Annotated in this window: 13 protein-coding genes, 2 tRNA genes and 2 pseudogenes; 8 read left to right on the plus strand and 9 right to left on the minus strand. The window is 41.2% G+C overall.

All coding sequences use genetic code 11. The annotated features are described in order from the left end of the window. Positions 1-63: 63 nt before the first annotated feature. From hisA to hisB, 6 genes are all read right to left on the minus strand, one after another. The gene (hisA, locus tag C8322_RS00975) at positions 64-786 is read right to left on the minus strand and encodes a 1-(5-phosphoribosyl)-5-[(5-phosphoribosylamino)methylideneamino]imidazole-4-carboxamide isomerase (protein ID WP_008302496.1); all 723 of its coding nucleotides are present in this window, start codon (positions 784-786) and stop codon (positions 64-66) included. A 196-nt stretch (positions 787-982) separates the two neighbouring features. Then, positions 983-1,753 (minus strand): hypothetical protein, encoded by a 771-nt coding sequence (locus tag C8322_RS00980; protein WP_004813640.1) that lies wholly within the window; start codon positions 1,751-1,753, stop codon positions 983-985. A gap of 451 nt (positions 1,754-2,204) precedes the next feature. After that, positions 2,205-2,831: a 3'-5' exonuclease gene (locus C8322_RS00985; RefSeq protein WP_004813639.1), complete on the minus strand. Its 627-nt coding sequence runs from the start codon at positions 2,829-2,831 to the stop codon at positions 2,205-2,207. Positions 2,832-2,982: 151 nt separating this feature from the next. Continuing rightward, positions 2,983-3,492, minus strand: coding sequence for a DUF805 domain-containing protein (locus tag C8322_RS00990; protein WP_111810286.1), 510 nt, complete (start codon positions 3,490-3,492; stop codon positions 2,983-2,985). Positions 3,493-3,627: 135 nt separating this feature from the next. Beyond that, positions 3,628-4,245: an imidazole glycerol phosphate synthase subunit HisH gene (gene hisH, locus C8322_RS00995; RefSeq protein ID WP_004813637.1), complete on the minus strand. Its 618-nt coding sequence runs from the start codon at positions 4,243-4,245 to the stop codon at positions 3,628-3,630. After that, positions 4,245-4,838, minus strand: coding sequence for an imidazoleglycerol-phosphate dehydratase HisB (gene hisB / locus C8322_RS01000; RefSeq protein ID WP_004813636.1), 594 nt, complete (start codon positions 4,836-4,838; stop codon positions 4,245-4,247). The genes hisH and hisB overlap by 1 nt, the downstream gene beginning before the upstream one ends. A 96-nt stretch (positions 4,839-4,934) precedes the next feature. Between hisB and C8322_RS01005 the strand changes: the two genes are divergently transcribed. The 7 genes from C8322_RS01005 to tehB all read left to right on the plus strand — a co-directional run bounded on the left by C8322_RS01005 (position 4,935) and on the right by tehB (position 9,243). Next, positions 4,935-5,312 carry a GNAT family N-acetyltransferase gene (locus C8322_RS01005; RefSeq protein ID WP_111810287.1) on the plus strand — a complete coding sequence of 126 codons (378 nt, stop codon included), beginning with the start codon at positions 4,935-4,937 and terminating at the stop codon, positions 5,310-5,312. 193 nt (positions 5,313-5,505) lie between these two features. Next, positions 5,506-5,581, plus strand: a tRNA-Phe gene (locus tag C8322_RS01010). Positions 5,582-5,716: 135 nt separating this feature from the next. Further along, positions 5,717-5,792 (plus strand) — tRNA-Phe (locus C8322_RS01015). A gap of 273 nt (positions 5,793-6,065) precedes the next feature. Continuing rightward, positions 6,066-6,572, plus strand: a complete 507-nt coding sequence (locus C8322_RS01020) for a hypothetical protein (RefSeq protein WP_111810288.1) — start codon at positions 6,066-6,068, stop codon at positions 6,570-6,572. A 249-nt stretch (positions 6,573-6,821) separates the two neighbouring features. After that, the gene (locus C8322_RS01025) at positions 6,822-7,325 is read left to right on the plus strand and encodes a hypothetical protein (RefSeq protein WP_048882224.1); all 504 of its coding nucleotides are present in this window, start codon (positions 6,822-6,824) and stop codon (positions 7,323-7,325) included. A gap of 175 nt (positions 7,326-7,500) precedes the next feature. Further along, complete coding sequence (locus tag C8322_RS01030; protein WP_108675748.1) at positions 7,501-8,250, plus strand: hypothetical protein; 750 nt, start codon at positions 7,501-7,503, stop codon at positions 8,248-8,250. Positions 8,251-8,370: 120 nt separating this feature from the next. Next, positions 8,371-9,243, plus strand: coding sequence for an SAM-dependent methyltransferase TehB (gene tehB, locus C8322_RS01035; protein ID WP_111810289.1), 873 nt, complete (start codon positions 8,371-8,373; stop codon positions 9,241-9,243). A 113-nt stretch (positions 9,244-9,356) separates the two neighbouring features. Here the strand turns inward: tehB and C8322_RS01040 are convergent, their stop codons facing one another. From C8322_RS01040 to C8322_RS01050, 3 genes and pseudogenes are all read right to left on the minus strand, one after another. Further along, complete coding sequence (locus tag C8322_RS01040; protein WP_111810290.1) at positions 9,357-9,833, minus strand: hypothetical protein; 477 nt, start codon at positions 9,831-9,833, stop codon at positions 9,357-9,359. A gap of 176 nt (positions 9,834-10,009) precedes the next feature. Beyond that, positions 10,010-10,420: pseudogene (locus tag C8322_RS01045) on the minus strand (transposase family protein); the annotation flags it as partial. A 37-nt stretch (positions 10,421-10,457) separates the two neighbouring features. Next, positions 10,458-10,862, minus strand: coding sequence for a transposase family protein (locus C8322_RS01050; RefSeq protein WP_004783114.1), 405 nt, complete (start codon positions 10,860-10,862; stop codon positions 10,458-10,460). A 159-nt stretch (positions 10,863-11,021) separates the two neighbouring features. Between C8322_RS01050 and C8322_RS01055 the strand changes: the two are divergent. Beyond that, positions 11,022-11,987: pseudogene (locus tag C8322_RS01055) on the plus strand (histidine kinase); the annotation flags it as partial. Between the last annotated feature and the right edge of the window lie 52 nt (positions 11,988-12,039).

Here is a 12,039-nt window from a genome sequence, read left to right on the forward strand (position 1 = left end):
GTATTCAGGTAAAAACAAAAAGAGGCCCGAAGACCTCTTTTACAGCAACATCAATCTTTCAGATTAAGCGTCTAAAACTGCTTGTGCTTCACGAAGATTTAAAGTGCCTTCATAGATCGCACGACCAGTAATTGCGCCAAGAATGCCTGGTTGGCCTTTTAAGCCGTGAACATCATCGATATTAGTGACACCACCAGACGCAATCACTGGAAGACCTGAGTAAGTTGCCAGGTTCACAGTTTGCTCAATGTTTACACCCTGCATCATGCCGTCACGTGCGATGTCGGTATAGACAATACTGGACACGCCTGCATCGGCGAAACGTTTAGCCAGATCAGTCGCTTTCACGTCAGTCACATTGGCCCAACCATCCGTTGCGACCATGCCATTCATGGCATCAATCCCAACAATGATATGACCAGCGAACCGTTTACATGCTTCTTCAACAAACTCAGGCTCTTTCACTGCTTTTGTACCAATGATCACATAAGATACGCCTGCATCTAGGTAATGCTCAATGGTTTCCAGTGAACGGATACCACCACCGATTTGAATCGGTAAGTTTGGTTGTGCTTTAGCAATCGCTTCTACGACTGGCTTATGAATCGGGGTACCTGCAAAAGCACCGTTCAGATCAACCAGATGGAGACGACGCGCACCTACATTTACCCAATGCTGCGCAGTAGCCACTGGATCATCAGAAAATACAGTATCGTCTTCCATACGACCTTGTTTTAAACGGACACATTTGCCATCTTTCAGGTCAATTGCAGGGATGATCAGCATGCTTTCGCTCCTGGCCTAATCGTCGATTGAATTTGAATGGCTGCCATCTTAACAAATAAACGGCGGATTTCTAAATCTAAATACTGAATCTCGCATATGAAAAAAACCTGTCATGGACAGGTTGGAGTGAGTGAGTACAGCTCATTGTTATTTTTATATCTGATCAGGCTGATCATTCAGCATGGATGAAATTCAATTAAACATATGCGAGTTGAAGTTCCAGATCCAGTGGACCTACTTTACCAAGCTGAGTACCCAGGTCATAAAGACCGTCATTGACTGCACCTGCTGTGGCGCCTACAGTTGTGACGATACTGCCGATAACTGGCAGATCTGCTGCCGTATCAGTAATCGGGGCAAGGTCATCCAGCAGTGCATCGACAGTGCCTGAGACATCTTGCAGGACACCGCCCACACTCGCTACCGGATTACTGAATACATCATTCACCAGATCTAGTGGTTGGATGCCAGCAACATAATCACCCGTTTCTGAAATCAGTCCACTCAGGTTAGAAGTAGTCTGCCCGACTGATACAACCACATCACCGATGACTGGCAAAGAAAGCAGTGGGGCAGTCAGCGGCGCCGTAGTATCTAAAACGCTATCCAAGATATCAGAGACGCCATCTAAAGTTTGACCGACCAGGTCTGTAGTTCCATTTAGCAGTGTGTCTATACCACCAGCTAAATCTCCCTGTAATAGCTGGTCTGATAAGGCATGCACGCCTTGACTCACATCTGCTAACAGTCCTGTACTGGTATCCAGGACAGTTTTTAGCGTATCGCCAACTACAGGTAATTGTGTCAGTGCGTCCGTCAAAGGTGCCGTCAGGGTACTGACTGTTTCAACCACTTCATCAACTAAGGTAATAACAGCCTTAGTCAGGAAGCCTACGGCTTTGCTAATACCTTGCACTGCTAGTGTGAATACCCCATTAAACTTACCGCCGCCCAACAAACTTGCCATGATTTTTACCCTCTAAAAATTTGAACCACTTAACGATGAAGAATTGTTATGCACATCATGTTTTAGCAAAAATCTGCCAAATTTATAGAGCCTAGAACCATAATTTTGACCATAAGTCAGAACAATGTTATGGAAAATTCATGTTTATCAAGGGATTGATAATAATTTTATATTTGTGAAAAATGTAATTAAAAACAATGGTTTATATTGGTTATTTTGGTGCTTGTAAAGGAAGGGTAGTGTTATTTTTGTGCATTTCTATCATTTGGCTTAATGTTCAATTGAAAGAATAGTAAAAAAGTTGAGTAATTTACTCAGATTTTTAGAAAAAGTGATTATTCTTTTGCTGAATTTTGGTGCGTTATATAGTTTACATTACCTTACAATCGGTCGGCGCTTAATTTCTCAAGTAACAGTGTTAAGGAACATCCAGAAGCAATGATGGTTTTCTTTAGGAAAGTTTCAATTCTCGGCTTAGGAGTTTCCGTTGCCAAAGTTCTTCTAGAATCAAAATACAGGCATAAGCATCCGCGGCTGCGTATTCAATTTGAGCCTGACTGAGTTTCCGTGCTGCCCAGTTAGAGGTACTGATCTTTTTGGACTTTGGGAAATTGACCTGGAACAGGAGTGCCATCGCATTTCTGACCCCAACAGCCTGTTTGAACCCAAAACTGCCAAAGCATTTGGATAGTTCTAGTACCCCATTTAATTCAATACCTTTTTTACGGAACAGATGTTTGTCATTTTTTAAGCCAAAGCCAGCTTTCATCTGATGGGGATTGGCAAATATCGGCTGTAAAAAATGCCATAGTTCCGTATTCATTTGAAATAAATACGCCCTTTCTCGGGTAGCTAATTGAATCAAATGCGGTCCTGTAGACTGTTCACCGGCTTTAAATATGGGCTTGGATTCTGAATCAAAGCCAAAGACTTGTACTTGTTCAAGTTCTTCACGTATTACTTCTGCCTGTTGAAGATTCTGAATCACAATAATTTTTTCAAAGGAGATATTTTGAAATCGTGGAAGTGTGGCGATCTCTTCTTTGGTGGGTAAAATTGGAGAATGAAGGGCATCCATGACGAGTCTGTGTGGGTCCGTGTATGAAGATGCAGCTTAAGACTTTTTCAATTCAGTCTAAAGCGCTTTTAAGAAAATTATTTTTAAATCAAAATGAAAAGCCAGACCCATTTTTAGATCTGGCTTCTGAATTGAGTTGACTGGATTAAACTTATTGCTGTTGCAAAGTTGTCTGTTTTGCACGATTGACATAGTCCTGATAAGACGGAACAGCTATCGCTGCTGCAATCCCCAAAACAATCAGAAGAATATAAAGAATCGCCAGTACATTTTCCCAGCCACGTGTGGTACGGGGGTGTCCAAACTGGTTGTGATTGCGGTTACCCGGAGCAAACAGGGCATACAAGACAAATAAAATATTGGCGATAGGTACCAGCATCAGCAAAGACAGCCAGCCGCTATGGTTTCGGTCATGCAGGCGACGAATTAAAAAGATGATACTGAAATAAATTACTGCAATATAAATTAATCCCATGACTACCAGGGATAGCATAGGCAAGGAGCCATCTGGACTCAGAAATGGATTTGCGCCTGGTAGAATGACAGCAGCTAAAATACCGACAAGCATCAAACAAAAGCCCATCAGCATATTCCAGGCCAGATATGAACGACGCCCAAAACGTCCCCCTGCATTTAAAGCAGAATCATTTAAATTACTCATTGTTATTTCCTTGTTTTTATCATTAAGATTTTTATAAGTAAATGAATGATATAGTAATTTATTAAAAAATAAAAGATTAAATATTGGGCAATAAAAAACCCGCTTCAAGCGGGTTTTTTTTAAACATGGATAGGATTAGATATTCCATTCCACGAAGTTTTTCAGCAGTTGTAAACCTGCGGTATGGCTTTTTTCCGGGTGGAACTGGGTCGCAAACAGATTTTCTTTATGCAGTGCCGTACAGAATTCCAGTCCATAGTTGCATGTCGCAGCCACGATGCTTGGATCTTTTGGCTCTACATAGAAGCTGTGTACGAAATAAAAACGTGCATCCTGTTCAATATCTTTCCACATTGGATGACCTGGATCAGCCTGATGCACCTGATTCCAGCCCATATGCGGTACTTTTAAACCTTCCACATCCGGGAAGCGTTTCACTTCGCCTTCAAAAATACCCAGTGCATCTGCACCGCCATTTTCTTCAGAACGTTGCATCAGCGCCTGCATACCGACACAAATTGCCAGTACCGGCTTATTGAACACCGCATGACGTACCACATCATCAATACCCGCTTCATGCATACCGTGCATACAGTCACGCATTGCGCCTACACCCGGGAAAACAATCTTGTCTGCCTGAGCAATCAGCTTCGGATCATTGGTCACATCTACTGTAGCACCGACATGTTCTAATGCTTTGGCAGCGGAGTGAAGATTTCCCATGCCATAGTCAAGAAGGGCAATACGGGTCATTACAGGGTACCTTTGGTTGAAGCAACAGTATTGGCAGCACGTGGATCAACTTCACATGCCATACGCAATGCACGGGCAAACGCCTTAAATACGCTTTCAATCTGATGGTGACTGTTTTTACCTTTTAGGTTGTCAATATGTAAAGTCATCAGCGAGTGATTTACAAAGCCCTGGAAGAATTCAGAGAACAGGTCTACATCAAAACGGCCAATCATGGCACGGGTAAATGGAATATCCATAAACAGACCCGGACGACCAGACAGATCAACCACGACACGGCTCAAAGACTCATCCAGCGGGGCATAGAAGTGACCATAACGGCGTAAACCTTTCTTGTCACCCAATGCTTGTGCAAAGGCTTGACCCAGCGTAATACCACAGTCTTCTACAGTATGGTGATCGTCAATTTCCAGGTCGCCGTCACAATGAATATCAATATCAAACAGACCATGTCGCTTGATTTGATCAATCATATGATCTAAAAATGGAATACCAGTATTTAAAGTGCCTTGACCAGACCCATCGAGATTCAAGCGAACTCGAATTTTGGTTTCGTTGGTATTTCTTACCACTTCACTGATACGATCTGTCATAGACACGTTCCTCAAATACGTCAAAATGATTGATGTAGAAAATATTTTCGCCGTGACGACGTCACCGCATATTAGATTACTCAGGAGGGTTTATCAATGCCTATAACCGTAAATGCCTATACTTCTTTGGAAAATGATGAAGTGCGCAGCCAGCTTGAGCGACTGTATGACACCAGCCCGGAGTTTAGTGATGGGGCCGATGCCATGGAACAACTAGAGCAAAACTTGCAACAGTATACCGTACTTTATACTGCAGAATTTAATACCCGTATTATTGGTGCGATCTGGTGCACGGGTCAAGGCGCAACCCGCCTGCTGGAGTATGTCGTTGTACATCCGGCCAATCGTGGACGTGGAGTTGCAGAAAGGCTGGTCAGTGAAGCCTGCCGAATGGAAGAAGAAAAAGGTGTAAAGGTGTTTGAACCTGGCTGTGGCGCGATTCATCGCTGTCTGGCGCATATTGAAAAAATTTAAACTTTTCCTGTATAAAGGCAGCCTTAGGGCTGCTTTTTTATGCAAATTTTTGACTGAAAATGAATAATTTAGACCGTTTTAATTAAAAATTAAGCAAGTGATAATTAAATCTGCTGCAAAAGTAGACGATTGATAAAAATTATACTTTTCATGCTTGACGGCATTGGGCTGAAACGGTTTAATACGCGTCATCGGCGTGATAGCTCAGTAGGTAGAGCAACGGATTGAAAATCCGTGTGTCCCCAGTTCGATCCTGGGTCTCGCCACCATATTCAAAACGATTTAAAGTTTTCAATCCCTGATCCCATCAGGGATTTTTTTTGGGTTAAATTTTACACATTCAATCATTTTTTTTCTAATTTCGATTGACTAATGTGTGCAGATACGGCTTAATACACCGCATCGGCGTGATAGCTCAGTAGGTAGAGCAACGGATTGAAAATCCGTGTGTCCCCAGTTCGATCCTGGGTCTCGCCACCATATTCAAAAAACCTCAAACCATGTTTGAGGTTTTTTTTCGTCTGTCATTTTGTCATTCAACAGAAAATGATCTTTGCTTATTATCCGGCTTTGAAACTGTGAGCGTCATATGCTTTTAGGTTTCGAGATCATTTTCCTAAGATGCCATTCATCCGAGCAGGCATGAGTTGTCCAAATAATCCAGGTAATCTAATAGATAAGAATATTAAAAATAGTTTATGACCTCTGCAGTTATACAACTTGGGTGATAGAAAATAAGGGGAAGGCAAGACAATGAATATCATGACAATGTCTGCATTTGGAATCATGCTGGGCACATTCAGCATGGGAGCACTAGCCGACGATGATAAAGTAGCGGTAACGCTGCCGACCTTGACCGTAATGGCGGAACCTGAACTGAGCAATGAAACTGGTTATGTTCCTTTTGTCCAGGAAGAAAAGACTCAGCGTGCCTTACAGCATCAGGTGATGCGCAGTTCCAAGGAAGCCCAGAATTTTGTACTGAATGCACAGGTGATCGAAAATCTGGATTTTCAGCCGCAGAGCCAGCCTGACTTTAGTTCGGTTTCTCCAATGCTGCAGCAATATGTCATGAGTATTGCCCAAGGCCTGCAATCCAGTGATCCAACTCAGGGTTTAAATATCATGCTACAGCCGCTGGGGATTGATCGTAGCAATAGCCAATCTGCCGAATATCGTTTTCAACTACAAATTAATCCGAGCACGATCAAACTCGGTATGCAGGATCATTTTAACAAGCTTTCCCCTGCTCTCCCTTAAGCTCGAAGTAAGCAATCTAATCTTAAGTCTTTGAATCCTCGTTAGTCGGGGATTTTTTATATCTGGAATTTGCGAGAGATTTATCTTTTATTCAAAAGCAATCTGCATAAAAAACCGTTTACATCGAACACCAGTAATCATGCAGTATTAACCGTCTATCGACGCTCACAGTAATACTCAGCACCTTTACATAAGTTCAAGCAAGAATAAGGTTTCTCCCACTGAAATGACGATGCGGAGGTTTTCCTTATGCGTCCCCTCGACACAACTTTTCTGATGCTACTGAGTCTGTTTACTGCACTGCGTCTGGTTAATGCACATGCTGCACCCGATTCCGTCACCTTGCCGACACTGACTGTGATGGCCGATCGTGAACTGCGTGAAGAAACCGAGTTCATGCTTCCCCTGCAAGAACAATCCAGCCAGAAACAGGCCTTAAAGATGCGAATGATGAAGATTGAACGCGAACTGCAAGACTATACGGTTAATGCTGACTTCGCGGGTGATATCGAGATTCTGCCTACCACCAATCCGGCACGACTGGATAACCTGCCACCAGGGCTGCAACAGTATGTGCAGGCCATTGCCGATGGTTTGCGTTCTCCTGATCCACGTGACGGTATTTATCTGATGCTGGTGCCATTTGGTATTAACCGCGATGCCACTTCAGTTCAGGCGGCTCGGGAACAGTTTAATCCGAATAATGTTGACCGAACGCTGATTAATGAATGGTGTGCTGCCAACGGTTGCTAGGCAGGATTAAACGATTCAGAGCTGGCTTAAAAAAGGAATTTCAGTGAAATTTCCTCGTAGCATGAACTATGTTCCTGCATAGGGTTTTTGTATAGAACAATTGATTTATGTCTAAAAAATCAGCATATTGGTTAAAAGTAAACCTATACATAACTTGCAGCAGGGGAGCATGTGCATGCCGCGTGTCTTTATGATCCTGGCTGGTGCGACACTTGTTGTCTTTGCATGGCTATTTTATCAATACACTGCGCAACAGCAGGAAGAAGCCGAGCTGATCGAATATGAAACTGTTCTGAATGAAAAGACAGCTGAAATCTTTGAACAGGCACAGGACTGGAGCCAGCCGATTCAGTTAGACATTGAAGAAGACCGTCTGGATGGTGATTACGCGGTCATGGCGGAATATGTATTGGGACAGATGCGAGACCGCGCTGAAGAACGTAATCAGTATTTGCGAGATCTGAAAGCAGCGAACTGGGAGCATTTTCTGGATATTGATCGTCTAGAGAAAGATCAGGCTCAAGGTTATCAAGAAACTGAGACCATGCTCAAGCAGGTGCATCAGATTGTGCAGAACTATGAGCAGACCATCCAGCGCCGTGAAGAAAGCCAGATTGAACAGGTCAAGCGACTCGATATCAAGCAGCGTTATCGTCAGCAGTTGGCACAGAACCTGAAAGCAACCCAGCAGGAAAGTGATGCCTATGCCATCTTTGCAATTGAAAAGCAGAGTCTGGCCAAGGCGGATCAGCTATTTGCCTTGCTCAAGAAATATAAATGGGAAAAACGCAACCGCATGTTTATGTTCCATGATGAAAAAGCGGTGCAGCCCTTTATCGCATTGTATAAAGATATTGAAAACCTGAATAAACAGATGCAGCAAATTAAGACCAAAAATCAGAAAATTGTCGAAGAAGCTTTGTAGCCTGAAAGAGTCATTTAGCTATAAATCATCCTGAGCATGGTGCCAAAAACAGAAGCATGCTATAGATAAACAGGAAATTATCAGTTGAATAAAATGGTGCGAGAACAGGAGCAATGCTGCATGACTCAGGACTTAGTCTGTTATAAGGAAATGCCCGTCTGGATACAGGAGCAGATTCCTCAGGGCTTTCAGCGTCCGCATAATACCAAGGCGGGTACTTGGGCCAAACTGACAGTCTTAAAAGGTGAGCTGATTTTTGCGTTGGTTGATGAAGGCGGAGAAGTGCAATCTACTCATGTTTTTACACCTGAGCAGCAACCGCCATTCATTGAACCGCAGCGCTGGCATCAGATTGTCTCTGGCAGTGCAGATGTGGAATGCCAGTTAAAATTCTATTGCGCCCCACAAGATTATTTTCATAAAAAATATGCGATTTCTCCAACACATTCTGAAATTGTGGCTGCTACGCCTTATTTAACGGGTGGTCGTGCCTTAGATGTCGGCTGCGGAGAAGGACGGAATTCGTTGTATTTAAACCAGATGGGCTATGAGGTTGATGCCTGGGATGTGAACTCCCAGAGTCTGGAAAAATTTCAGCAAATTGTTGATGCTGAAGATATTCGGCAGATTCGTATTGCACAACGAGATTTGAATGCAGATCCAAGCATTTCTGGTAGTTATGATTTTGTCTGCTGCACTGTAGTGATGATGTTCCTGCAAGCCAAGACCGTTCCAGCACTGATGACTCAAATGCAACAGGCGACCAAAATCAATGGCTATAACCTGATTGTCTGTGCCATGGATACTGATGACATTCCAGCCCAGCCAGATTTTCCTTTTGCCTTTAAGCAAGATGAATTAAGAGCCTTTTATAAAGACTGGAAGCTGATTAAATACAATGAGAATATTGGTGAGCTATATCGCAGGGATGAGCAGGGTAACCGCATCAAACAACATTTTGCCACGATGCTGGCGCAGAAGGTCTCAGCTTAATTTTTTGATATTTGAAAATACAGGCTGATTACTTAGTCGCAGGCCGTATTTAAAAATAGAAGATAATAAAAAGGAATGTCAGATGACATCCCTTTTTAGTTTAAATCGCAGGATTAAGCTGCTTTTTTAAACCAAGAGAACCAGCCTTTTTTCTCAGCTTTTACTGCTGCTTCAGTAGGTGCAGCTTTTGCAGCTTCTACTTGTTGAGCTGCTTCAGTTTTTACTTCTGCTGCGTTAGCCATTGCAGTTTCTTTTGCTTCTGTAGTTTTTACGACAGCTTCTGTTTTTACTGCTGCAACTTTTTCTTCAGCTGCTGCTTTTGCTGTATCTGCTTTTACCGCATTTTCAGTTTTTACTGATTCAACTTTTGTTTCTGCTGCTTGTTTTGCATTCGTTGCAGTTGCTTGTGCCGCTTCAACTTTCGCTTGTGCATTTGCTTTAGCTGCTTCAACTTTTACTTGCGCAGGTACAGCTACTTGTTGAGCAACAGTTTGTACTGTTGTTTTAGCCGTTGCTGGAGCTTCAGCTGCCATTGCAGATGCAGAAGTTGCTACGATTGCAGTTGCGATCATTGTTTTAAGCGTGTTCATATCAATCCCTTAAGGAAGTAGGAAAAAAGAGGCTTGATCATACGCTTATAAAATTTAAGTGATTCATAAATAGGATTTTATTGGTTGATTATTCAACTGAAATTACAAAGGGATAACATTTGAAAAAAATTGAGTTTTTTTTAATCTGATAAAAAGATCTATTTATTAGACTTCCTTCATAAATCATTTTTCAACCAATTTAATTGTTTATCTTTCACCCAATCTAAATTGTATATGCCAGCAAGTAAATTAAACCGCAGGTTTAATCGTTTACGACGATTTCTATATACACAAGATAAAATCTTAAAACATTTCATCCTTCCAAATACATGCTCTACTTGAATTCGTCTACGACCAATCTCTTTATTTAACTTTTTTAATTCAGAATCTAGTTGTTCAGTTTTCTTTGCTTTAGATGGCATGAGGCATCCAAAACCCAATTTCTTTATCCCTAAATACCCCTTATCAACGATAAAAAAGGGCTTAAATTTTAATTTCCTCATGCTTTTTTTAAATATTTTAAAATCATGCATGCTTCCATGACTTCCACATACACTCAGTATTTCACCTGTTGTATAGTGCATAGATAGCTGAAATTTAAAGGTATGTCGCTTTTTTTTACCGCTATACCATTTCTTCTGTTTTTTTTGGACGTTGAACTAATATTTCAGTTGCATCAATCACAACAACTTCCCAATCCACTTCATCTCGATTAGGAAGTTGTTTTGGCAAGTTAAATTTTCCAGAACGGATTAAGGTATCTTCAATAACACGTGTGATACGAATTGCACTCGTTTCAGATACACCGTAACTCATACCAAGATGAAAAAATGTTCGATATTCTCTCCAATATTCTATACATAAGAGCAAACGATCTTCCAACGGTAATTTATGCGGTCGTCCTTTACCAATATGACAAGGTAAATGCTTATTTAGCTCGGCCAACATGAGGTTAAATGTAGCCCAACTAACACCGGTAAGCCTACGAAATTTAACGTCTGATAATTTTTGAATATCTTTGAATTTCATCCAAGAATTATCCCTTGAATTAAATAATTTTGCTGATTAATTTAAGATCAAATAAATTGTACGTTTTTTGATTTATGACGGAAGTCTATTTAAAACTCCTTATTAAATTGTTTAATTATTGATTAATATAGAACTTAAATTACTAAAAATTTAAAACCTATGAGCACTAGATTAATTCAACATCTAAAAAATAAATGTGAGGCTGACGCTAATGTTGCCATTCTATATGCACAATGGGAATTTGACCAAAAGTTGGTTGGAAAAGCTTTAGAAAATATTGGGGGCTTTTACCCTCACTTTAGTAATCACAATGCTTCGCACTCACAACAAATTCTTGTAAATATTGAGCGTATTTTAGGTGATGATGTAGATTTATTGAGTGCTACAGATACGTGGTTAATCCTTGAAGCAGCTTATTGGCATGATGTAGGCATGTTGGTTGATGCTAAGAATGCAAAAGAAGTGCATACCAATCCTGACTTTAATTTCATGATTCAAACGATTGCCAACGAAAAAGGGCATGACTTACAAAAATTTTGCCAAGCATATGTAGAGAATGGTTGGTTGTCAGCGATTGGAACTTTAGATCATCCTTTTGATGGAGTTGAAAAATATCGTCAATTAATTGCTGAGTGGTTTAGACGAGGGCACGATAAAAGAGTTGGAAAGTTAGTTGAAGACCCATTTAAAGACTTAGGAATCACCTCACCTAGAACAGAATTATTGCCAAATCGTATTTATCGTTATTTAGGACAAATTTGTGTTTCTCATGGTATGAACTTTAGTAATTTAATGGAAACGCTTCCCTACAAGCAGACAGGTTTGGGAACAGAAAATTGTCATCCAAAGTTTATTGGCTGTTTGCTCCGTTTGGGAGATTTATTTGATTTAGACGACAATCGTTTTTGTCCTGTTATGGCAAAACATGTCAGTAATATGCCTTCAGTAAGTAAGCATCATCATGATAAGCATTTATCTTTACGTGAGTTTCAACTCGATAAGCGAACTGTAAAGCTAGTCGCAGAATGTCCTGATGAAATGTCTTATGTCGAAACACAAAACTGGTTTGGATGGATACGTGAAGAGTTTCAAAATCAGATGTCGCAATGGAATTTGATTGTTCCTGATGGCTTTGTTGCACAAAGATTTGAAATGCAAAGCGCCCCTAATTGAGCCA

This window comes from Acinetobacter sp. SM1B, from assembly GCF_003289665.1.
Classification (GTDB): domain Bacteria; phylum Pseudomonadota; class Gammaproteobacteria; order Pseudomonadales; family Moraxellaceae; genus Acinetobacter; species Acinetobacter schindleri.